The organism is Actinosynnema mirum DSM 43827, assembly GCF_000023245.1.
In the GTDB taxonomy this organism is placed as follows: domain Bacteria; phylum Actinomycetota; class Actinomycetes; order Mycobacteriales; family Pseudonocardiaceae; genus Actinosynnema; species Actinosynnema mirum.
Genome location: NC_013093.1, coordinates 5842063 through 5865350, shown reverse-complemented (window position 1 = coordinate 5865350; position 23288 = coordinate 5842063). Strand labels below are relative to the sequence as shown.

General features: G+C 77.9%; 13 protein-coding genes. All 13 read left to right on the top strand.

Annotated features, from left to right (window positions below):
• Window positions 1-239: 239 nt before the first annotated feature.
• The 13 genes from AMIR_RS24420 to AMIR_RS24360 all read left to right on the top strand — a co-directional run bounded on the left by AMIR_RS24420 (window position 240) and on the right by AMIR_RS24360 (window position 23281).
• Entirely contained in the window at window positions 240-1511 is a 1272-nt protein-coding gene (locus tag AMIR_RS24420; protein WP_015803629.1) for an MFS transporter, read from the top strand.
• Window positions 1504-2550: an aldo/keto reductase gene (locus AMIR_RS24415; protein WP_015803628.1), complete on the top strand. Its 1047-nt coding sequence runs from the start codon at window positions 1504-1506 to the stop codon at window positions 2548-2550. The genes AMIR_RS24420 and AMIR_RS24415 overlap by 8 nt, the downstream gene beginning before the upstream one ends.
• Window positions 2547-3884, top strand: coding sequence for a condensation domain-containing protein (locus AMIR_RS24410; RefSeq protein WP_015803627.1), 1338 nt, complete (start codon window positions 2547-2549; stop codon window positions 3882-3884). The genes AMIR_RS24415 and AMIR_RS24410 overlap by 4 nt, the downstream gene beginning before the upstream one ends.
• Window positions 3877-6099 (top strand): penicillin acylase family protein, encoded by a 2223-nt coding sequence (locus AMIR_RS24405; RefSeq protein ID WP_015803626.1) that lies wholly within the window; start codon window positions 3877-3879, stop codon window positions 6097-6099. Before AMIR_RS24410 ends, AMIR_RS24405 begins: the two co-directional genes overlap by 8 nt.
• Complete coding sequence (locus AMIR_RS24400) at window positions 6096-11243, top strand: AMP-binding protein (protein ID WP_015803625.1); 5148 nt, start codon at window positions 6096-6098, stop codon at window positions 11241-11243. The genes AMIR_RS24405 and AMIR_RS24400 overlap by 4 nt, the downstream gene beginning before the upstream one ends.
• Window positions 11240-15640: a type I polyketide synthase gene (locus AMIR_RS36190; RefSeq protein WP_015803624.1), complete on the top strand. Its 4401-nt coding sequence runs from the start codon at window positions 11240-11242 to the stop codon at window positions 15638-15640. The genes AMIR_RS24400 and AMIR_RS36190 overlap by 4 nt, the downstream gene beginning before the upstream one ends.
• On the top strand, window positions 15640-16758 hold the full coding sequence (locus tag AMIR_RS24390) for a MupA/Atu3671 family FMN-dependent luciferase-like monooxygenase (protein ID WP_015803623.1): 1119 nt from the start codon (window positions 15640-15642) through the stop codon (window positions 16756-16758). Before AMIR_RS36190 ends, AMIR_RS24390 begins: the two co-directional genes overlap by 1 nt.
• Window positions 16755-17645, top strand: coding sequence for an aminotransferase class IV (locus AMIR_RS24385; RefSeq protein ID WP_015803622.1), 891 nt, complete (start codon window positions 16755-16757; stop codon window positions 17643-17645). Before AMIR_RS24390 ends, AMIR_RS24385 begins: the two co-directional genes overlap by 4 nt.
• Window positions 17646-17680: 35 nt before the next feature.
• On the top strand, window positions 17681-19348 hold the full coding sequence (locus tag AMIR_RS24380; protein ID WP_187313441.1) for a DUF4135 domain-containing protein: 1668 nt from the start codon (window positions 17681-17683) through the stop codon (window positions 19346-19348).
• A gap of 72 nt (window positions 19349-19420) precedes the next feature.
• On the top strand, window positions 19421-20377 hold the full coding sequence (locus tag AMIR_RS24375) for an ABC transporter substrate-binding protein (RefSeq protein ID WP_015803620.1): 957 nt from the start codon (window positions 19421-19423) through the stop codon (window positions 20375-20377).
• Window positions 20377-21459 carry a FecCD family ABC transporter permease gene (locus AMIR_RS24370; RefSeq protein WP_015803619.1) on the top strand — a complete coding sequence of 361 codons (1083 nt, stop codon included), beginning with the start codon at window positions 20377-20379 and terminating at the stop codon, window positions 21457-21459. The genes AMIR_RS24375 and AMIR_RS24370 overlap by 1 nt, the downstream gene beginning before the upstream one ends.
• On the top strand, window positions 21456-22505 hold the full coding sequence (locus AMIR_RS24365; protein WP_015803618.1) for a FecCD family ABC transporter permease: 1050 nt from the start codon (window positions 21456-21458) through the stop codon (window positions 22503-22505). The genes AMIR_RS24370 and AMIR_RS24365 overlap by 4 nt, the downstream gene beginning before the upstream one ends.
• Window positions 22502-23281 (top strand): ABC transporter ATP-binding protein, encoded by a 780-nt coding sequence (locus AMIR_RS24360; RefSeq protein WP_015803617.1) that lies wholly within the window; start codon window positions 22502-22504, stop codon window positions 23279-23281. Before AMIR_RS24365 ends, AMIR_RS24360 begins: the two co-directional genes overlap by 4 nt.
• Window positions 23282-23288 lie beyond the last annotated feature (7 nt).

The following is a 23288-nucleotide window of genomic DNA, read 5'->3' as shown; positions in this document are numbered from 1 at the left end:
CCGAGTTGCTCGCACCTGGGGGTTTCGGCTGTTCGCCCAGCGTGTGGCACCGCTGGGCGAACGCTGCGAGAGGAGGTGTTCCCATGCCCAGCGCGACCTTCCACGACTCCCTGCTCGACTCCGAGGAGGCGGCTGCCGTGCAGTCGGCCTTCGACGAGACCGTCGAGACCGACTCCGAGTGATCGCACGGGCCCGTCGGGCGCTTCGGCGCCCGGCGGGCCCGACCTCCGGGAGAACCCATGACCGCTCACGCCGCGCCCGCGCGGGCCCCGCGCCGCCCGTCGAACCTCACCCTGCTCGTCTCCGGCCAGCTGCTGAGCCTGCTCGGCAGCGAGGTCACCAAGCTCGCCCTCCCGCTGTTCGCGCTGGGGACCCTGGGCGCCACCTCGGGGGAGACCGGCCTGCTGCGCGCGGCCTCGCTCGCCCCCGCGCTGGTCGCGGCCCCGCTCATCGGGGTGTGGGTCGACCGGACGTCCCGGCGGCGCGTGCTGGTGGTGACCGGCCTGGCCCAGGCCGTCGTGCTCGTCGCCGTCACCGCGGCGCTGCCGCACGCCGGATCGGGGCTGGCCCTGCTGGTCGTGGGCGTCACCGTGCTCGGCGTGCTCGGCCAGTTCGGCGAGGTCGCCTACCCGAGCTTCGTCCCCGACGTCGCGGGCGGCGACCTGCCGCGCGCCAACGGCAGGATCTTCGGCGCCCAGTCGCTGGCCGAGACGGTCGGCCCCGGCCTCGCGGGCGTGCTGCTGGCCCGCGCCGGGCTCGGCCTCGTGCTGCTGCTCGACGCCGCCACGTTCGTCATCGCCTCGGTCGTGATCCTGCGCATCAGGGTCGTCGAGGCGGTCGCGCCACCCGCGCGCCGGGCGCTGCGCCACGAGGTCACCGTCGGCGTGCGCGCCGTCCTGGCGCACCCGCTGCTGCGCGGCACCGTGCTGACCAGCGCGGCCTACAACGTGCTCGACACCGCCGCCACCACGGTGTTCCTGGTCCACACCACCACCGCGCTCGGCATGTCCAGCACCCAGGTCGGCGTCGTCATGGGCGGCGCGGGCGTGGGCGCGGTGCTGGGCAGCGTGCTGTCCGCGCGGGCCACCGCCGCGCTCGGCTTCGGTCGCGGCGTGGTCACCGCCTTCGTCCTGGGCAGCCTCGCCCCGCTGCCGCTGCTGCTGGCCCGCGACGCGGGTCCTGCCTCGGTCGCGCTGTGCGCCTCGGTGTTCGCGGTGTGGGCGTTCTGCGTGACCGCGTACAGCGTGCAGTCGCTGAGCGTGCGCCAGGCCGCGACCCCGCAGCCCCTGCTCGGCCGGGTCATGGCGGGCAGCTGGATGTTCGTGCTCGGCGCGCTGCCGCTGGGCGCGCTCCTCGGCGGGGCGGCGGGCGACCTGTGGGGCTCGGGCCCCGCGCTGACCGCCGTGCTCTGCGCCCTGCCGCTCACCGCGCTGCCGCTGCTGCTCTCCCCGGTGCGCCGCCTCACCGCGCTGCCCACCCCGGACGCGGACTTCTGGCGGCGGCATGGCTGAGCCGAACCCGACCGGGGGCAGCGCGAGCGGTCCGGCCGGGAACCCGTCCGGCGCGAACGGCCGCAGTGGACGGACCCCCGCCGCGGAAGGGCTTGCCGCGCAAGGGATCGCCGCGCCGACCCCCGCCGCGCCGACCCCTCCCGCCCTCCCACCCCTGATCGTCGGCTGCTGGTCCTGGGGCGACGAGCGCACCTGGGGCTACCGCTCCCGCTTCGGCGACGACGACCTCCGCGCCGCCGTGCGCGCCCTCGACGCCGCAGGGCTGCGCTGGTTCGACACCGCCGAGGTCTACGGCCGAGGCCGGTCCGAGCGGCTGCTCGGCGACCTCACCGCCGACCTGTCGGGAGCCGCCGTGTCCACCAAGTTCTTCCCCTACCCGTGGCGCCTCACCGGCTCCGGCTTCCGGCGCGGCCTCGCCTCGGCGCTGCGCAGGCTGCGCCGCGACCGCGTCGAGCTCTACCAGGCGCACCACGAGGTCCCCGCACCGCTCGCCCGCCGCTGGGCCGGGCACCTCGCCGCCGCCCGCCGCGACGGGCTCGTCGGGGCGATCGGCACCTCCAACCTGTCCGCGCCCGCGCTGCGCGCCTTCTCCGACGCGCTGGCCGAGCACGGCGAGCGCGTCACCGCCCACCAGACCCGCTACAACCTGTGCGACCGGCGCGTGGAGCGGCACGGCGTGGTCGAGCTGTGCCGCGAGCGCGGCATCACCCTGCTCGCCCACAGCGCGCTCGCCCAGGGCCTGCTGTCCGGCCGCTACCGCGCGGGGGCCCCGATGACCGGCCGCCGCCCCATCCCGGACCCCGTCCTGGCCCAGACCGCGCCGCTGCTGGCCCTGCTCGACCGGGTCGCGGACCGGCTCGACGCCACCCCCGCCGCCGTCGCGCTGGCCTGGCTGCGGCACCGGGGCGCCACCCCGGTCGTCGGCGTCCACGACCGGGCGCAGGCCGAGGACGCCGCCGTCGCCGCGCGCCTGGTCCTGCCAGGGTCCGCCGCCGCCGCGCTCGACAAGGTCAGCGCGCCCTGGCGGGGCAGGCCGTGAGCGCGCCGGGCGGGCTCGACCCGCTGCGCGCCCGCCTGGTGGCCCTGCTGACCTCCGGCAGCCACCCGGCCGCCCCCGGACAGCGGCAGATGCTCGCCGCCGTCCGCGACGGCAGGTCCCCGCACGTCGACCTCGTCGCCGCCCGCGTCGACGGCCCCGTCGACCACACCGCCCTGCGCCGCGCGCTGGACGGCCTCGTCCGCGCCCACGAGGCGCTGCGCACCCACTTCACCGACGGCCCCGAACCCCGCATGGTCGTCCGCCCGCCCGAACCCGCCGAGCTGGTCCTCGGCGCCACCACCGGCCCCGAGGACGCCGCCCGGCACGCCCAGGCGCTGCTCGCCACCCCGCTCGACGTCCGCACCCCCGCCCCGCACCGGGCGCTGCTGCTGACCTCGGCCCCGGACAGCCACGTCCTGCTCGCCGCCGTGCCGCACCTGCTGTTCGACGACCACTCCCACGGCGTCTACCTGCGGGACCTGGCCACCCTGCTGCGCGGCGCCGAGCCGCCTGCCAGGGGCGCCTACCGCGACCACGCCGTCGAGCAGGCCGCGCTGCTGGCCGACGGCTCCGCCGTGCGCAGGCGCGCCGCCGCCCTCGCCCCGCCGCTGCCCGCCGCCACCTGGCCGAACACCCCCGAGCGCCGCAGCTACCGGCAGCGCGTGCTCGCCGACCACTGGTCCGCGCACTGGGTCGACCAGGCCACCAGGAACCTCGCCACCAGGGGCGCGACCCTGACGATGGCCTGCGCCGCCGGGTGGGCCGCCGCGCTGCACGCCGTCACCGGCCTGGACGACGTCCGGATCGGCACGTCGCTGGCCAACCGGTCCGACCCCGCGCACCTGGGCACCATCGGCCTGTTCGCCACCATGTCCGTGCTGCGCCTGACCGTCTCGGGCCGCGACACGGCGGGCGAGCTGCTCGCCAAGGCCCGCAGGGCCGCGCTCGCCGCGCTCGCGGACGGGCACGTCCCGCTCGCGCCGGTGCTGGCCGAGCTGCGCGGCGCGCACCCCGGCTTCCGCGCCTCCGGCCTGTTCGAGGCCACCCTGGCCGTCACCGGCCACCACCCCGTGCTCGACGCGGGACCCGGCGTCGCGCTGCACCCGGTCGACGGCTTCGACGTCGACGAGGGCGCCCGCCCCGCCTTCCAGCCCGCGCAGCTGGCCGTGCGGGTCGGCGCGCCGGGCGAGGGCGTCGAGGTGCGCCTGGGCCACGACCGCGACCTGCTCGACCCCGGCCACGCCGAGGCGATGGCCCGGCTGCTGCGCGCGTTCCTGCTCGCCGACCCGGCGCGCACCGTCGCCGACCTCGCCGAGGAGGCCCTGCATGGCTGACCGGGCAGCACGCCGCCACCGGGAGCCCTCGCGCCTGGCCGTCCGCGCGGGCCTGGCCGCCCGCGCCGCCGCGCTGCGCCTGGCCTCCGGGCTCGCCTCGGCCGTCACCGCCGTCTCCACCCCGAGCGGCCCGCTGGCCGACGAGGTGCGGGCGCTCGCCGCCATGCGCCGCGCCCACCGCGCCGCCGCCCGAGCCCAGGCCGCGCTGTTCCCCGGAACCCGGATCGACCGGCTCGGCGTCCCGCTGGTCTCGGGCGGCGAACCGCGGGTGTGGCGCGCGCTCGGGTTCGCCTCCGCCCGCTCGCACGGGTTCAGCATGGACCTCACCCGCCGCCGCGCCGAGGGCTCGCTCGCCGACCTGCTCGGCGACGGGTCCGCCGAGGCCGACGCCCGGCAGCGCGCGCTCGGGTTCGCCTTCTACGCCGAGCGCGTCGTCGCCGCCCTCCCACCCGACCAGCGGGCCCTGCTCGACGCCTACGCGGAGGGCGTCAACGCCCTGCTGGAGCACGCGCCCCCGTGGGAGCACGCCGTGCTGGGCACCACCCCGCGCCCGTGGGCGCCCGAGGACAGCGTCCTCGTCGTCCAGGACCTGTTCCAGCAGCTCACCGACCCCGGCGAGCACGAGCTGGCCGCCCGCCTCGACGACCTGCTCGGCCCCGGCGGGGGAGCGGCGCTGCTCGCCGGTTCGGTCGGGACCACCACCGCGCTCGACGGCACGCCCGCGGGCCGCCCCGAGGGCCGCGACCTGCTGCGCGCCGCGATCGCGACCGCGCGGTCGCGGGACGGCGCGGCGGAGCGGCGCCCCGGCGGCGGCCCGGCCCCGGTGCTGGGCTCCAACAGCTGGTCCACCGGCACCCTGCTGGCCAACGACGTGCACCTGCCCCTCGGCGTGCCCAACACCGTCCTGTTCGCCAGGGCCGTCCTCGACGGCGTCCCCGTGCAGGGCTTCCTGCGACCCGGCGTCCCGGTGTTCCTCGCGGGCGCGACCCCCCGGATCGCCTGGGGCCCCACCCGGCTGTGCGGGCGCACCAGCGCCCGGCTGCCGAAGGGCGCGCCCGGCACCGAGGTCGTCGTCGACCGGGTCGACGGGGCCACCGGCGCGCGGATCCGCCTCGCCGAGGCCGGACCGGTGCTCTCCGACGGGGACGTGCTGCGCTGGCTCGCGCTCGAACCCGGCGCCGTCGAGTTCGGGCTGTCCGCCCTGCCGCGCTGCCGCACCGCAGAGCAGGCGTGCCGGGTCGCCACCGCCGCCGGGTCCCCGCCGATCAGCCTGCTGATCACCGACCGGGACGGCGGCCAGGCCTGGACCGTGGCGGGCCGCGTCCTCGCGCGGGGCGGGCTCGTGCCCCCGGACGACGTGCCCCGCCGCACCGCCCCCGCCTCCGGCGTGCTGGTCACCGCGAACTGCGACCTGGCCGTGCCCGGCCCGGACGGCTCGGTCTCCAGCAACGCCTACCCGCACGACCGGGCCCGCCGCATCACCGCGCTGCTGCGCGAGGGCCGGACCACCGAGCAGGTCCAGTCCGACGTGGACGCCTCGTTCTACGCGCCGTGGCGCGAGATCTTCCGCCCGCACCTCGACCGCTTCCCGGAGGCCGCCGCCGCCGTGGACGGCTGGGACGGCACGGCGGGCGTGGGAGCCACCGGCCTGCAGCACCTGGTCCTGCTGCACGGCCTGGTGCGCGGCAAGGTCCTCGCCCCGCTGCGCCCGCGCGTGCCCGCCGGGGACCTGGTCGGCCCCGGCGAGCTGGGCGCGTTCGACTCGGAGCTGGCCGACCTGGTCCGCGCGCGGGACCCCGACCTGCTGCCCGCCGGTCACCGCGACTGGCCGCACCTGCTGCGCTGGTGCGCGGAGGCGGCCGTGCGGCACCTGGAGCGCAGGCTCGGGCCGGGCGCGCACGCCCTGCCGTGGGGCGCGGTCAACCGGGTGGGGCTGCGGCACCCGATGTCGGCCAGGCTGCCGCGCCTGGCCTGGGCGCTCGACCAGCCCGACCTGCCGCGCCGGGGGTGCCTGCAGAGCGTGGACGCCTCGGCCGCCGGGTTCGGCGCCGCGCTGCGCCTGGAGTGCGACCCCGTCGAGGGCCGGTTCCGGGTCTCCTGGCCGGGCGGCCAGTCCGGCGACCCGCTGTCCCCCGGCTACCGCTCGTTGTTCGCCGACTGGTACGCGGGCCGCCTGGTCTCGCTGCCGGTCCCCACGGGAGAGGAACGGCCGTGACCGCTGCGGGCACCGACCTGGTCACCGCGATCCGGCGCAACGCCGAACAGCGACCCGACCACACCGCGCTGACCTGGCTGGACGGGCTCACCGAGCCCGCGGGCGCGCTCACGGCGGCGCAGGTCGACCACGAGGCCGCGCGGGTCGCGGCGGCCCTGCGCGCCTCGGTCGAACCGGGCGCGCGCGTGCTGCTGCTGTTCCCGCCGGGGCTGGACTTCGTGCCCGCGTTCGTCGGCTGCCTCTACGCGGGCTGCCTGCCCGTCCCGGTCTACCCGGTGCTCGACGGCGAGGGCCTGGCCGTGATCGGCCGCATCCGCGACGACTGCGCGGCCTCCGCCGTGCTGGTCGCCGACGCGGCCACCGCCGCCGCCGCCGAACCGCTGGTCGGGCTGCCCGCCGTGCTGCCGGGGACCGACCTGCTCGTCCCCGAGTCCGCGCCCGACCCGGCGGGCGCGGCGTTCCTCCAGTACACCTCCGGCTCCACCTCCGCGCCCAAGGGCGTCGTGGTCACGCACGGCAACCTCACCGCGAACCTGGACACCATCCGGGACCTGTTCGGGCACGGGCCCGAGAGCACCATCCTCAGCTGGCTGCCCGTCTACCACGACATGGGCCTGATCGGGAACGTCCTGCACTCCCTGCGCACCGGCTCCTCGCTGCTGCTCGCCTCGCCGCTGGACCTCATCCGCGACCCGCTGGCCTGGCCGCGCGCCATCTCCCGGCACGGCGTGGACACCAGCGGCGGCCCGAACTTCGCCTACGACCTGGTGGTGCGGGCGATCCGGCGGCACGGCCCGCCGGAGGCGGACCTGAGCGGCTGGACCCGCGCCTACTGCGGCGCCGAGCAGGTCAACCCCGGCAGCATGGCCCGCTTCGCCGAGGCGCTGGCCCCGCTCGGGTTCGACGCGGGCGCGCTCATGCCCTGCTACGGGCTGGCCGAGGCGACCCTGCTGGTGTCCTCCGCGTCGCCCGGCTCGGGCGTCGCCGACGTGGACGGCGTCACCTCCTGCGGCGCGCCGCGCGACTGCGAGGTCGCCGTGCTGGACGGGAGCGGCGAGCCGGTCCCGGACGGCGGGGTGGGGGAGCTGGCCGTGGCGGGCGCGTCGGTCTCGCCCGGCTACTGGGGGCGCGCCCCGCGCGCCGACCGGTGGCTGCGCACCGGCGACCTGGGGTTCCTCGCGGACGGCGAGCTGCACGTGACCGGCCGCTCCGCCGAGGTCCTGGTCGTGCGGGGCCGCAACCACCACCCGCACGACGTCGAGCGGCTGGTCGCGGAGACGGTGCCGGCGTTCCGTCCCGGCTGCGTGGTGGCGTTCGCGCAGGACGGGCGGGTGGTCGTGGTGGGCGAGCTGCGCGAGGGCGCCGCGCTCACCCCGGCGGACGTCGAGCGCGCCGCCTCGGCGATCGCCTCCGCGCACGGGCTGCCGGTCGCCGAGGTGGTCGGGGTGCCGCGCGGGGACGTGCCCAAGACGACCAGCGGCAAGCTCCAGCGCGGGCGGTGCGCGCGCCGCTACCGCGACGGCGGGTACGACGCGCACCGGACCGCGCTCGGTGGCGCGAGGGCCGCGGGCGCCGTCGCCGCGAGCAGGGACGCCGCGAGCACGGACGCCACGAGGGCCGACGCTGCCGGCGCAGGTGCCGCGGGTGCCGTCGCCGCGGCGGACCCGAGCACGACCGGTCCCCACGCGCCCGCGGCCCCCGCGCCCACCACCACCACCGGCGCGGTCACGGCGGACGCGGTCAGCGCCCTCGTCGCCGACGTCCTCGGCTGGGAGCGGGTCGACGCGGAGGTCGCGCTCACCGCGCAGGGCCTGGACTCGGTCGGCGCGGTCCTGCTCGCCCACGCCCTGGAGCGCGAGCATGGGGCCGTCCTGCCCGTGCGCGCCCTGCTCGACGGCGCCCGGCCCCGCGACCTCGCCGAGCACCTCACCGGCGGCGCCCCCGCCAGGCCCGCGCCGCGCACGACCGGCGGCAAGCTCTCCCAGGCCCAGGAAGCCCTGGTGTTCCTGCAGGCCATGAACCCCGGCAGCGACGAGTACACCATCTCGCACGCCGTCGAGCTGCCCGCCGACGTCGACCTCGGCGCCCTGCGCACCGCGCTGCGCGTCGTGGTGCTGCGCCACCCCGAGCTGGGCGTGCGGATCGCCGACGGCCCCGACGGGCCGCGCCGCGAACCGGTCGACCCCGACGCGCTGCGCGACGCCGTCGCCCCGGCCCCCGTCCCGGTGCGGGAGGAGTGGCTGCGCGACCAGCTCGCCGACGCCGCCGCCGTCCCGTTCGACCTGGCCGAGGGCCCGCTGGTGCGGCTGCACCTGTGGCGCACCCCCGAGCGCGTGGTGCTCCAGCTCGTCGCCCACCACGTCGTGCTCGACCTGTGGTCGCTGTGCCTGGTGCTGCGCGACGTCGCCACCGCCCACGACGCGCTGCGCCGGGGCGAGGTGCCCCGGCTGCCGCCGGTCACCCCGTACGACGCGTACGTCGCGGCCCAGGAGGACTACCTCGCCTCCCCGGCCGCGTCCGCCCGCGCCGCCGCGCTGCGCGAGCGGCTGCCGTCCAGGGCCGAGGCGCTGGGCGTGCGCGTCGACCACCCGCGCGGCCCGCGCCGCAGCGCCAGGGGGGCGACCGCGCACGTCCTGCTCGACGGGGACGCCGCCCGCTTCCTCGACGCCACCGACCCGGTGCCCGCGCTGGTCGCCCTGTGGGGCCTGTGCCTGGGCCGCTACGGCACCCCCGGACCGGTCGTGGTGGGCGTGCCCGCCGCGGGCAGGCCCGGCGCCGCGCTCGGCCAGGTCGTGGGGCTGTGCACCAACACCGTCCCGGTCGCGGTGGACACCGATCCCGCGCGTCCGCTCGCCGACCTGCTCGCAGACGTCCGCGACCAGCTCCTGGACGGCGTCGAGCACGGCCTGTTCCCGCTCAGCGCCGCCGTGGAGGCGGTGCGCCCGCCCCGCGAGCCGGGCCGGACCCCGCTGGTGGAGACCCTGCTGGTGCTCACCGAGAACCCGCTGCCCTCCGCCGACGGCCTGGCCGACGTGCTCGCCGGCGTGGACGGCGCGACCGTGCGGCTGGGCGGGCTGGAGCTGCGCAACGTCGTGGTGCCCCGCCGCACCTGCCGCTACGACCTCGACGTGGTGGTGACCGCCCGCGACGGCGGCTACGCGGTCCGCCTGGACTACGCGGCCGACCTGTTCACCGAGGACACCGCCGCGTCCGTGCTGGACACCTTCGCCGCCGCGGTGCGCGCGGCGGCGGGCGCGGCGACCACGGGCGACACCGCCGTGCTGTCGGAGCGGGACCTTGCCTGGCTCGACCGGGTCGGCCGCTCCACCACCCCCGCGCTGCCGCACGACCCGGCCGAGCTGGTGCGCCGGGTCGCGCTGGAGCACCCCGACCTGCCCGCCGTCCAGGCCCCGGACGCGACGCTGACGTTCGCCGAGCTCCACCGGCGCACCGAGCGGCTGGCCCGCGCGCTCGCCGAGGCCGCCCCCGCCGACCCCGGCGCGCCACCGCAGGTCGGCCTGCTCCTCGACCCCTCGGCGGACTTCGCCACGGCCCTGCTCGCCGCCTGGCGCGCCGGGCTGGGCGTGGTGCCCCTGCCGCCGGAGTTCCCGGACGCCAGGCTGTCCGCGATGCTCGCGGGCAGCGGCGCCCGGCTGCTGCTGGCGGGCCCCGGCCTGCGCGAGCGGGCCGACGCGCTCGCGGGCGGGGTCTTCCCCGACGGGGCGGTCACGGGCGGGGCGGTCGCGGGCGGGGCGGTCACCGTCCTGCCCGCCGACGCGGAGCCCGCCGACCCCACCGCGCCCCTGCCCGCCCCCGACCGCGCCGCCCCCGCGTTCACCGTCTTCACCAGCGGCTCCACCGGGGCCCCCAAGGGCGTCCTGGTCCGCCACGACCACCTCTCCCCGCACCTGGCCTGGTTCGGCGACCGCTTCGCGGCGGGCCCCGGCACGCGCACCGCCCAGACCCTGTCGCTCGGCTTCGACTTCGGCCTGCAGGAGCTGTTCACCACCATCCCGTTCGGCGGCTGCCTGGTCGTGCCCGACCCCGCCGACCGGCGCGACGCCCGCCGCTACGCCCGCTTCCTGCGCCGCGCCGCCGTCACCACCCTGTTCACCACCCCGTCCTTCGCCGACGAGCTGGCCGCCACCGCCGAACCCCTGCCCGACCTGGCCGTCGTGCTGCTCGGCGGCGAGGTGCTGACCGGGGCCACGGTCACCGCCCTGCGCGGCCTGCTCGGCCCCGACTGCCGCCTGTTCAACGGCTACGGCCCCACCGAGGCCACCGTCAACTGCCTGGTCCACGAGGTCGGACCGGGCGGGCAGCCCGCCGTCCTGCCGGTCGGCGAGGCCACCTCCGGCAGCAGCGTCCGCGTCGTCGGCGCCGACCGCGCCCCCCTGCCGGTCGGCGCGGTCGGCGAGCTGCTCATCGGCGGCAACGGCGTCACCGGCGGCTACCTCGCCGGACCGGCGGGCGGCTTCGTCGCCGACCCGGAGTTCGGCGGCCCGGACGGCCTGGCCTACCTCAGCGGCGACCTCGGCCACGTCCGGCCGGGCGGCGGGTTCGTCGTGCACGGCCGCGCCGACCGCCAGGTCAAGGTGCGCGGCTTCCGCGTCGAGCCCGCCGAGGTCGAGCACCTGCTGCGCGCCCACCCGGACGTCGACGCCGCCGTCGTGCTCGCCGTGGGCTCCCCGGTGCGCCTGGTCGCGTTCGCCGTCGGCCCCGCGCGCCGCGAGGACCTGGCCCCCTGGCTGGCCGAGCGCCTGCCGCGCAACCTGGTGCCCGAGTCGGTGCTCCTGCTCGACCGCGTCCCGCTCACCCCCAACGGCAAGGTGGACGAGGCCGCGCTGCGCGAGCTCGCCGACGCCGAGGGCGCCCTGCCGCCCGAGGCCAGGCGCTCGCCGGGAACGGTCGAGCGCGCCGTGTGCCGGGTCTGGGAGCAGGCGCTCGGCGGCGTCGCGGTCACCGCCGACGCCAACGTGTTCGACCTCGGCGCCCACTCGCTCATCGTCACCCGCGTGCACCAGCGCCTGGAGGCCGTGCTCGGCCTGTCCTTCCCGGTGCACAGCCTGTTCGACCACCCCCGGCCCAGCGCGCTGGCCGAGTACCTGATCACCGCCGCCACGGACACGGAGGCCGACCGATGACCACGCCCGCCCAGCAGCACCCAGGTTCCGTCGCCATCATCGGCATGGCCGCCCGACTGCCCGGCTCGGACCGGGTCGACCGGTTCTGGCACGACCTGCGCGAGGGCGTCGAGCGGGTGGTCGAGCACACCAGGGAGGAGATGCTCGCGCGGGGCGCCTCCGAGCAGCAGGTGGACGACGAGTACTGGGTCAACGCCTCCGCGCCGCTGGCCGACGCCGAGTCCTTCGACGCCGCGTTCTTCGGCTACTCGGCCCGCGAGGCCGCCGCCATGGACCCGCAGCACCGCATCTTCCTGGAGTGCGCCCACCACGGACTGGAGGACGCGGGCTACGACCCGACCCGCTTCCCCGGCCTGATCGGCGTGTACGCGGGCGCCACCATGAACACGTACGTGCACTACAACCTCATGGCCAACGCCGACGTCGCCTCCGTCATCGGCGACCTCCAGACCATGATCGGCAACGACAAGGACTACCTGGCCACCAGGGTCTCCTACAAGCTCGACCTGCGCGGCCCCAGCATGGCCGTGCAGACCGCCTGCTCGTCCTCGCTGGTCGCCGTGCACATGGCCTGCCGCGCCCTGCTGGACGACGAGTGCGACATCGCCCTCGCGGGCGGCACGTCGCTGCGGATGCCGCACGGCGCGGGCTACCTGGCCAACCCCGGCGGCACCTCGGCCCGCGACGGGCACTGCCGCGCCTTCGACGAGGCCGCGGCGGGCAGCGTCACCGGCAGCGGCGCGGGCGTCGTGGTGCTCAAGAAGCTCGACGCGGCCCTGCGCGACGGCGACACCGTGCACGCCGTCATCCGGGGCACCGCCGTCGGCAACGACGGCGGCACCAAGGCCAGCTTCACCGCGCCCAGCATCGAGGGCCAGGCCCGCACCATGGCGCGGGCCATCCGCCGCGCGGGCCTGTCCGCCCGCGACATCGACTACGTCGAGGCGCACGGCACCGGCACCCCGCTCGGCGACCCGATCGAGGTCGCCGCCCTCACCAAGGCGTTCCGCGCCACCACCGACGACGTCGGCTACTGCCTGCTCGGCTCGGTCAAGCCCAACATCGGCCACCTCGACGCCGCAGCGGGCATCGCGGGCGTCATCAAGGCCGTGCTGGTGCTCAAGAACCGCAAGGTCCCGCCGGTGGTCAACTTCACCAGGCCCAACCCGAAGCTGGAGCTGGACCGCTCCCCGTTCGCGGTGCCCGTCGAGCTGACCCCGCTCGACTCCGACCGACCGCTGCGCGCCGCCGTCAACTCGCTGGGCATGGGCGGCACCAACGCCTTCACCGTCCTGGAGGAGGCCCCGCGCGCCCGCCCCGGCGGCCCCTCCCGGCGCAGGCAGCCGGTGCTGCTGTCGGCCCGCGACCCGCAGGCCCTCGACGAGCTCGGCGCCGCCCTCGGCCAGTGGACCCGCGAGAACCCGCACCGCGACCTCGCCGACGTCGCCCGCACCCTCGCCACCGGCAGGCGCGCCTTCGAGCACCGCCGCGCCTGCGTCGCCACCGACCTGGAGGACGCCGGCTACGCCATCGGCGCGGGCGGCGGCAGCAGGCTCGTCACCGGGCAGGTCGCCTCCGCCGCCCACGTCGGCCTGCTGTTCCCCGGCCAGGGCGCGCAGCGGGTCGGCATGGGCCTCCGGGCCGCGGGCGGCGACCCGCGCCTGGCCGCCCACCTGGAGCACTGCCTGACCCTGTTCGGCGACCTCGCCGGGCTCGACCTGCGCGCCCTGCTCGCCCCCGAGGACGGCGACAGCCCGAGGGCGCGCGAGGAGCTGGCCCGCACCGAGCACACCCAGCCCGCGCTGTTCGCCGTCGAGTGGGCGCTCGGCCGCACCCTCCTGGACTACGGCCTGAAACCGCGCGGCCTGCTCGGCCACAGCGTCGGCGAGTGGGTCGCCGCGACCCTGGCCGGGGTGTTCTCCCTGGAGGACGCGGTCGAGCTGGTCGCGCTGCGCGGGCGGCTGCTCGCCGACACCCCCGAGGGCGCGATGCTCTACGCGGACCTGCCCGAGCGCGAGGTCCGCGCGCTGCTGCCCGACGACCTCGCGGTGGCCGCCGTCAACGCCGAGCGGCTCACCGTCGTCTCCGGCGCGCCCGGCCCCGTCGCGGCGTTCGCCGACCTGCTCGCCGCCAGGGGCGACGTCACCACCGGCTCGCTGCGCGTCACCAGGGCGTTCCACTCGCCGCTGGTGGCGGGCGCGGCCGACGAGCTGCGCGCCGCCGTCGCGGGCAGGGCCCGCTCGGCGCCCGCGATCCCGGTGGTGTCGAACGTGACCGGGAAGCCGCTCACCGCCGAGCAGGCCGTCGACCCCGACTACTGGCGCGAGCAGTTGCTGTCCCCGGTGCGCTACGCGGACGGCGTGGCCGCCCTGCGCGCGCTCGGCGCGGACGTGCTCCTGGAGACCGGGCCCGGCAAGGGCCTCACCGGCCTGCGCCCGCCCGCCGAGCAGGCCGACAGCCTGCCGGTGCTGGTCGGCGCCCGCGAGAGCGAGCCGCCGGACCTGCTCGACGTCCTGGTGGCCTGCTGGGCGCGCGGCGTCGACGTCGACTGGGCCGCCTGCTACGACGGCGAGCGGCGCGCCAGGGTGCCGCTGCCGCTCTACCCGTTCCGCAAGGACCGGCACTGGCTCGACCCCCGGCCCGCCGCCACCACCGCCTCGGGCGCGCCCGCCGAGGCGCAGGCGCAGCCCCGGCTGGAGGCCGAGCGCTGGCCGCACCGCCCCGCCTGGCTCTCGCACACCCCGCTGCCCGCCGGTCCGGTGACGGCGCTGGAGGGGCTGCCCGAGGGCGGCGTCCTGCCCGGCGGCCCGGACGAGCCGGTCGCGGTCGTCCTGCGGCACGAGCGCGGCGCCGACGCCGAGGCCGCGCTCGGCAGGCTGCTCGACACCGCCCGCGCCCTCACCGCCCCCGGCGGTCGCCGGGTCGCGCTGGTCGTCGTCACCGAGGGCTGCGCCGACCCCGCGCCCGGCCGCTCCCTCACCGACCCGGCCGCCGCCGCGCTCGCCTCGGCGCTGCGCGTGGTCGGCCAGGAGCACCCAGGGCTGCGCCCCTGCCTGGTCGACGGCTCCGACGTCGACACCGCCACGGCCGCGGCGCTGGCCTGGCGCTTCGCCCCCGGCTCGGTCCTGGCCGCGCGGCCGGGCGTGGTGTGGGAGTCGGTGTTCGTCCCCGGTCCCGCGCCCGCCGACGCCACCCCGCCCACCCGCTGGCTCGTCCTCGGCGGCTCGGGCGCGTTCGGCCGGGCGTTCGCCGAGGCCGCCCTCGCGGGCGGCGCGGAACGCGTCCTCGCGCTCGACACCGCGCCCCGCCCCGGCCCGGCCGACCACGACGGCCGGTGGGCGGTCGTGCGCGGTGACGCCGCCGACCCGGCCGCCGTGGCCGCCGCGCTCGCCGAGCTGGGGCCCGGCGCGGGCGTCGCGCACGCGGTCGGCCTGCCGGGCGAGACCGGGTTCGCGCCCGTCGCCGACCTGACCGCCGCGCAGCTGGCCGCGCACCTGGCGGCCAAGCGCGGCCCGGCCGACGCGGTCGCCGCCGTCGCGGCCGGGCACGGGGTGCGCGAGGTGCTGCTGGTGTCCAGCCTCGCCGCCGCGCTCGGCGGTCTCGGCGGGTTCGGCTACGCCGCCGCCAACGGCTGGCTCGACGCCCTCGCGCAGGACCGGGACGACCCGGCGGGGACCCGCTGGCGCGCGGTGGCCTGGGAGCACTGGCAGGACGAGCAGCCGGACCCGCGCGACCCGCGCACCCGGCACGCCCTCGTCGGCAAGGAGTTGCGCGCCTCCGCCGAGGTGGTGCTGGCACGGGCCCCCGAACCCGCGCTCGCCCTGTCCACCGCCGACCTGGCCACCCGCGCGGCCCGGCTGCGCGCCGCGGCCGCCGCAGCCCCGAAACCGGTCCGGCGCGAGCAGGCCGCCCCCGGCCGGGCGCCCGCCCGCGCCGCCATGACCCCGATGCAGCGGGTCGTCGCCCGCACCTGGTCCGAGCTGCTGGGCATCGAGGACTTCGGCGTGCACGACAACTTCCTCGAACTCGGCGGCAGCTCGCTGGGCTTCATGCAGACCGTCACCAAGCTGCGCCGGGTCTTCGGCCGCGAGCTGTCCATGGTGGAGCTGTTCGAGACCCCGACCGTCGCGGCGCTGGCCACCCACCTGGAGGGGCTCGGGCTGGTCGCGTCCGACGCGGGGGCGGACGGGGCGCCGGGGGAGACCGCACCCGCCGGACCGCCCGCCGCCGCAGCCGTGACCGCCGCGCCCGCCGCCTCGGCGCCCGTCACCGCAGCGCCCGCCGCCGAGGCCCCCGCGCCCGCCGACGGCGACGCGCTGCTGGTCGACCGCATCCAGGCCATGTCCGACGACGAGGTGCTGGCCCTGCTGGCCCGGTACGAGGGGAAGGGCGAGTGATGGAGCTGTCACCCGAGCGGCGCAGGCTGCTGGAGCTGGTGGGCGGCGCCGCCCCCGCCGCGCCCCCGTCGATCAGCCTGTTCTTCTTCGCCGCCGACCTGCACGACGAGCCCGAGGCCAAGTACGACCTGATCCTGCGCTGCGCCGAGCTCGCCGACGAGGTCGGCCTGCACGCGGTGTGGGCGCCCGAGCGGCACTTCGACGAGTTCGGCGCCCCCTACCCGAACCCGGCCCTGCTGCTGGCCGCCGTCGCCGCCCGCACCCGGCGGCTGCGGCTGCGCGCGGGCAGCGTCGTCCTGCCGCTGCACGACCCGCTGCTCGTCGCCGAGGAGTGGGGCGTGCTCGACGCGCTCAGCCGGGGGAGGGCGGGCCTCGCGCTGGCCTCCGGCTGGCACGCCGACGACTTCGTGCTGCGCCCCGAGGCGTTCGCCGACCGCAAGGCCGTCCTCGTCGAGTCCTACCGGGCCCTGCTGCGGCTGTGGCGCGGCGAGGGCGTCAAGCGGGAGACCCCGGACGGGCGCGTGCTCGACGTGCGCACCCACCCCCGGCCGCGCCGCGAGCTGCCCACCTGGCTCACCAGCACCGCCAACCCGGCCACCTGGCGCACGGCCGCCGAGCTGGGCCTGAACGTGCTCACCGCGCTGCTGGAGCAGACCGTCGAGGAGGTCGCCGAGCGCGTCGCGGGCTACCGGCGCGCGCTGGTCGCCCACGGCCACCTCACCCGCCCCGAGGTCACCCTGATGCTGCACACCCACCTCGGCCCCGACGACGACACCGTCCGGCAGCGGGTGCGGCGACCGCTCCTGGACTACCTGTCGGCGCACCTGGACCTGTTCGCCAAGCAGGCCGCCGCGTCCGGCGCGGGCGTGCGCCCCGAGGACGTCTCCCCGGCCGACCGGGAGTTCCTGCTGGAGCACGGCCTCAGCCGCTACTACTCGTCGGCAGGCCTGTTCGGCACCCCCGAGAGCTGCCTGCCCACCGTGGACCGCGTCGCCGAGGCGGGCGTCACCGAACTCGGCTGCCTGGTCGACTTCGGCCTGCCCGCCGAGCAGGTGCTGGAGTGCGTGCGGCTGCTCGGCGAGCTGAACACCGCCCTGCGCGCGCGGGCCGCCCGGTGACCGGCGCGCTCGCCGCGTTCCACGAGGACCGGCCGCTGCCGGGGGACGCGATCCCCTTCGGCAGCAACAGCCTCCAGCACGGCACGGCGGTCTTCGAGGGCATCCGGGGCTACGCGGGCGTCGACGGGCCCGCCCTGTTCCGGCTCGACGACCACCTGAACCGGCTGCTCGACTCGGCCCGCCTCCTCGGCGTCGACCACGACTACGACCTGGCCGGGCTGCGCGCGCACGTGCTGTCCGCCGCCGCCGGGCACGGCGACGTCTACGTCCGCCCCCTGCTGACCACCCTGGACACCGCGCTCGGCGTCGACCTGCGGGCCCTGCGCTTCACCCTGGTGACCGGGCTGTGGCCGGTGCCGGGGCGGGACGTGCGCCCGTCCAGGCCGGCCAGGCTCACCGTGTCCCCGTGGCGCAGGCCCTCGACGGCCTCGTTCCCGGTGCGCGCCAAGGCCACCGGCTCCTACGCGAACTCCGCGCTGGCCAGGACGGCCGCCGTGCGCGCGGGCTTCGACGACGCGGTCCAGCTCGACCCGGTGTCCGGGCGGGTCGCGGAGGGCACGGTGACCAACGTGTTCCTGGTCGCAGGCGGCGTGGTCCGCACCCCGTGGCTGGCGGACAGCGTGCTGGCGGGCATCACCAGGGACTCGGTGCTGCGCCTGGCGCGCGACCTCGGCCTGACCGCCGAGGAGGGGCCGGTGACCGAGGCGGAGCTGCGGGACGCGGACGAGGTGTTCCTCACCGGCACGGCCAGCGAGCTGGTGCGGGTGGGCCGCGTCGACGGGGCCGAGTACCGGGCGGGGCCGGTGTTCGACGCGCTGGCGGAGGCGTTCCGCCGGGCGACCACCGGGCCGGACGAGCACGGCTGGCTCACCCCGGTGCCCGCGTGAGCGGCGCGCGCGCTCGCCCCGACACTCACGGGGTGGTGGCGGAAGCGGTTGCCGCGCGAGGACTCCCGTCCCCGACCGCAGGCGCGTCCGACCCCGCGGGGCCGCGCGCCCACACCCCGGACGAGCTGGCCGCCGTCGCCGCCGCCGTGCACTGGACACCACCGGACCACCGGTGGCCCGCCCCCGCCGAGGTTGTGCCCGCCCCGCCGCCCGAACCGGTCGAGCCGGTGGCCGCCGACCTGTGCGGCCGGGAGGGCGACCCGCCGCTCGGGCTGCTCGGCCTGGTCTTCCCGGCGGCGCGGGCGGCCAGGGACGCGGCCGTGCGCGACGTGCGCGGGCTCGGGCTGCCCGGACTGGCCCGCGCGGTCGGCGCGTCCGCCCCGGTGGCCGAGCTGCACCAGGCCGTCCTGCGGGCCGTGCTCACCGACCTGGACCGGGACCGCCGCGCGGGCGTGCTCCTCGGGGACACCCCGCAGGCCCGCCACGAGTGGTTCTGCGCGCGGCTGGCCACCCCGGCGGGCCGCCGCGCGGTGTGGGACCGCTACCCGCTGCTCGCCCACCACGTGCGCGCCCTGTGCGGGCGCTGGCGCCGGGCCGTGGTCGAGCTGGCCCGCAGGCTCGCCGCCGACCGCCCCCGTCCCGGCGGGCTCGTGGAGCTGCGGCTCGGCGCGGGCGACGGGCACCGCGGCGGTCGGGGGGTCGCGGTGGCGGTGTTCGAGGGCGGGACCGCCGTCTACAAGCCCCGGCCCGCCGACGCGGACCTGCTGTTCGCCGACCTGGTCGACTGGTTCGGGTCCACCGGCCCGCGCGAGCGGCTCAGCAGCCCGGCGGTGCGGCCCCACGACGGCTACGCGTGGGCCGAGTTCGTCGAGCACCGCCCCGGCCACGACCGGGGCGCCTACCACCGGCGCGCGGGCGCGCTGCTCGCCCTGCTCTACGCGGTGCTGGGCAGCGACATGCACCACGAGAACGTCGTGGCGCGCGGCGACGAGCCCGTCCTGGTCGACCTGGAGACCCTGTGCACCCCGATCGGCCGGGTCGCGGACTGGACGGTGGCCCGCACCGGCCTGCTGCACCGGGGTCCGGCCGACATCAGCGGCCTCGGCGGCGGGGACGCGGGCCCCGACCCGGTGACGTCGCTGTCGCCGCGCGACAAGGGCCTGGACACCGCGCACCTGGTGTGGGCCCCGGCCGTGCGCGCGGAGCCGCTGCCGAACCGGCAGGTCGTCGCGGGGGAGCGGGTGGCCCCTGGGGCGCACGTGGACAGCGTCGTCGAGGGGTTCGCCGACGCCTACGACCGGCTGGCCCGCGCCCGGCCGCTGCTGCTGTCGGCCGACGGGCCGCTGCGCGCGCTGGGGTCCGCGCGGTTGCGCGTGCTGCTGCGCCCGACCGTGGCCTACGGCAGGCTGCTGGCCGACCGCGCGCACCCCGCGCACCTGGTTCCCGGAGCCCCGCCGTGGACGCCGCTGGACCCCGCCGGCGACCCGGTGGTGGCCTGCGAGAACGCGCAGCTGGCCGAGGGCGACGTGCCGCTGTTCGAGTTCACCCCGGACCGGCGGGACCTGCTCGGCGGCGACGGGGCGGTGCTGCGCGGCGCCCTGCGGCGCGAGCCGAGGCGCGGCGTCGAGGAGGTGCTGGAGCGGTTGTCCGACGCGGACCTGGAACGCCAGGCGGCCGAGATCCGCGCCACCTGGCCGGGCTGATCCACCGGGGTCCGCGTTCGCTCGGGGACCCCGCGCACTAGCTGGTCGACTGAGTTAGGTTAGCCTCACTACATGCTGCTCCTCGGGCGCCTCCGCCCCGCCGCCCTGCTCCTGACCTGCGTCGCGGCCCTGTCCGCCTGCGGTTCCGGCACCGCCGCCGAGTCCCCGGCCCCCGAGGGGCGCACCGTCGACACCCTCCTCGGGCCGGTCACCGTCCCCGCCCGGATCGACTCGGTGGTCGTCCTGGAGGGCCGCCGAGACCTGGACGTCGTCCTCTCGCTCGACCTGCCCCTCGTCGGCCACCCGTACGAGGAGGCCGGTTCGCTCGACCTGGAGTCGCCGCTCGCCGACCGGCTCGCCGCCGCGCGCGACAAGGGGGCGAAGGAGCTCTTCCTGTCCGACGAGATCAACCTGGAGGCCATCGCCGCCGCCGCGCCCGACCTGATCGTCAGCCGCGTCGACGACGTCGAGCCCATCCGCGCCGAGCTGGAGGCCATCGCGCCCGTGCTCGCCATCGGCGACCAGGGCAAGAGCACCTGGCAGGACGACCTGCGCCTGGTCGGCCGGGCCACCGGGCGCGAGGACCGGGCCGAGGCGCTGATCACCGACTACGACGAGCGCGTCGCCGAGCTGTCCGCCACCTACGCCACCCAGCTCGCGGGCACGACCTTCGCGCCCGTCGTGATCTCCTCCGAGAAGGCCGAGGTCCGGCCGGGCAGGCTCATGTCCACCGTGCTGACCGACCTGGGCGCCAAGCCCTCCGCCGCGTTCGCGAAGGCCGTCGAGACCGGCAAAGCCGAGTTCGGGCCCGAGCAGCTGCTCGCCGGGTTCGGCGACGCGGGCGCGCTGATCCCCCTGGTCAACGACCCCCGGACCTGGGAGCAGGTGCGGGGTTCGGCGCTGTACCAGCAGCTCCCGGCCGTGCGCGACGGGCACGTCGTCCGCTCGGACAAGCAGACCCACGAGGGCGCCGCGCTCACCGCGCTGCACTGCCTGGACGTGGTCGAGCAGCTGCTGAAGACCCTGTAGTGACCGCGACCGTGACCGTGACCGCGACCGCCGTCGCCGAGACCCGCGTCGTCCGGACCGGGGCCCCACGCCCGTCATCAGGCAGGCGCCTCCCCGCCGGCGCGCTCGCGCTGCTCGCCCTCCTGGTGGGCGCGGTCCTGCTGAGCCTGCTGGTCGGCGGCCGTGGCCTGTCGCCCGCGCAGGTCTGGGCGGCGCTGCTCGGCGACGGCGACCCGGAGTCCTCGGCGATCGTGCTGGGCCAGCGGTTGCCCCGCACGGTCATCGGCCTGCTCGGCGGCTGCGCGCTGGCCGTGGCGGGCGCGCTGGTGCAGGGCCACACCCGCAACCCGCTGGCCGACCCCGGACTGCTCGGCGTCACCTCGGGCGCGTCGCTGGCCGTGGTGCTGGCGATCTCCCTGCTCGGCCTGACCACCCCGGACGGCTACCTGTGGTTCGCGTTCGCGGGCGCCGCGCTCGGCACGGTCGTGGTCACCGCGATCGGCCTGGCCGCCGGACGTCGGCGGGACGCCTCACCCGCGTCGCTCGCGCTCGCCGGTGCGGCGGTCTCGGCGCTGCTGAGCGCGATCACCGGCGTGCTGCTGCTGCTCGACGCGGGCGCGCTCGACGTGCACCGCTTCTGGACGGTCGGCTCGCTCGCGGGCGGTCGCGGGTTCGACGTGGTCGCCGCCGCCGGACCCCCGCTGCTGCTGGGCCTGCTGGTGGCGCTCGCCCACGCGCCCGCGCTCAACACCCTCGCGCTCGGCGACGACCTGGCCCGCGCCCTCGGCCGCCGCCTGCTGCCCGCGCGCCTGGTCGGCCTGCTGGCGGTGACCCTGCTGGTCGGGTCGGCGACGGCGCTGGTCGGGTCGCTCGGGTTCGTCGGGCTGGTCGCGCCGCACCTGGTGCGCGGGGTCACCGGGCCGGACCACCGGGCGCTGCTGCCGGTGTGCGCGGTCGCGGGCGCGGTCCTGGTGCTGCTGGCGGACGTCCTCGGGCGGGTGGTGATCGCGCCCGCCGAGCTGCCGGTGGGGATCGTGCTCGGCGTGGCCGGCGGTCCGGCGTTCCTGCTGGTCGTCGTGCGGCACCTGCGGGGCGCGCGGTGAGCCGGGACTGGCGGGTGCTCGCGCTCGGCCCGGTGACCGCCCGCTGGCGGCCCAGGACCGCGCTGGTGACCGCGCTCGCGCTGCTCGTGGCGGCCGGTTCCACCGTGCTGGCACTGGGTTCCGGCGACTTCCCGCTCGCGCCCGCCCGCGTGCTGGACGTGCTGCTGGGCGGCGGGGCGCGGCGGGAGCGGCTGATCGTGCTCGACCTGCGGCTGCCCAGGGTGGTGCTGGCGGCCGTGGTCGGGGCGATGCTCGCGGTGTCCGGGGCGATCACGCAGACCGTGGCGCGCAACGCGCTGGCCAGCCCGGACCTGCTCGGCGTCACCGCCGGTGCGGGCACGGGCGCGGTGGCGGTGTTCGTGCTGGAGGGCTCGGCCGGTGGCGCGCTGCGCGCCGTGGGCGTGCCGGTGGCGGCCCTGCTCGGCGGGCTGCTCGCGGCCGGGCTGACCGCCGCGCTGCTGACCACCACCGGCGCGACCGGCCTGCGACCGCTGCTGGTCGGGGTGGGCGTGTCGGCGTTCTTCGGCGGGATCACCGGCTGGCTGCTGCTGGCCGCGCGCGTCGACGACGTGGAGCGCGCGAACGCCTGGCTCGCCGGGTCGTTGACCGGGCGCGGCTGGGCCGAGGTGGGCGGCACCTCGGTCGCGCTGCTGCTGGTGGCGCTGGCGCTCGTGCCGCTGTCGGCCCGGATTCCCGCCGTGCAGCTGGGTTTCCCGGTCGCGTCGGCGCTCGGGCACCGCGCGGGCCGGGTGGTCGTGGCGCTGCTGCTGTGCGCGGTGGTGCTGGCGTCGGTCGCGGCGTCCGCCGTGGGCCCGGTCGGGTTCGTGGCGCTGGTCGCCCCGCACCTGGCGCGCCTGTCCTGCGCCGCGCCACGTCCCCCGCTCGCCGCCTCCGCCGCGCTCGGCGCCGGGCTGCTGCTCGCGGCGGATCTGGTGGCGCGCACGGCTTTCGCGCCGATCACGGTCCCCGCGGGCGCGGTGACCGCCGCGGTCGGCGCGCCTTTCCTGGTGTGGTTGCTGGTCCGTTCCCGGAGGTTCCCGTCATGAGCACGACGCTGCGCGCCGAGGAGCTGGTGGTGCGCTTCGGCGGCCACGCGGCCGTGGACGGGGTCGGGCTGACCGTGCCGACCGGGTCGGTGACCGCGGTCGTGGGGCCCAACGGGTGCGGCAAGTCCACCTTGCTGCGCGCCCTCTCCCGCTTGCTGCCAACGGATTCCGGCCGGGTGCTGCTGGACGGCGAGGACGTGCGCCGAACCCCGCCGCGCGCGTTCGCCCGCAAGGTCGCCCTGCTGCCGCAGGAACCGCAGGCGCCGGACGGGCTGACCGTGGTGGACCTGGTGACGCGCGGCCGCGACCCGCACCGCCGCTGGTACGACCAGTGGTCGAGGCCGGACGAGGAGATCGTGCTGGACGCGTTGCGCCGCACGGGTCTGGCGGAGCTGGCGGACCGGCCGCTGCACACCCTGTCGGGCGGGCAGCGGCAGCGGGCGTGGATCGCGCTGGCGCTGGCGCAGCGCACCGACGTGCTGCTGCTGGACGAGCCGACGAACCACCTGGACGTGGCGCACCAGCTGGACGTGCTGGACACGGTGACCTCGTTGCGGGGCTTGACGGTGGTGATGGTCCTGCACGACCTCGGCCTGGCCGCCCGGTACGCCGAGCGCGTGGTGGCGATGCGCGACGGCCGGGTCGTGGCGTCCGGTCCGGTGGCGCGGGTGCTCACGCCGCCGCTGCTGCGGGAGGTGTTCGACGTGGAGTGCGGCGTGCTGACCGACCCGGAGACGGGGCGGCCGGTGGTGGTGCCGAGGCGGGTGGTGCGCTGACTAGGGT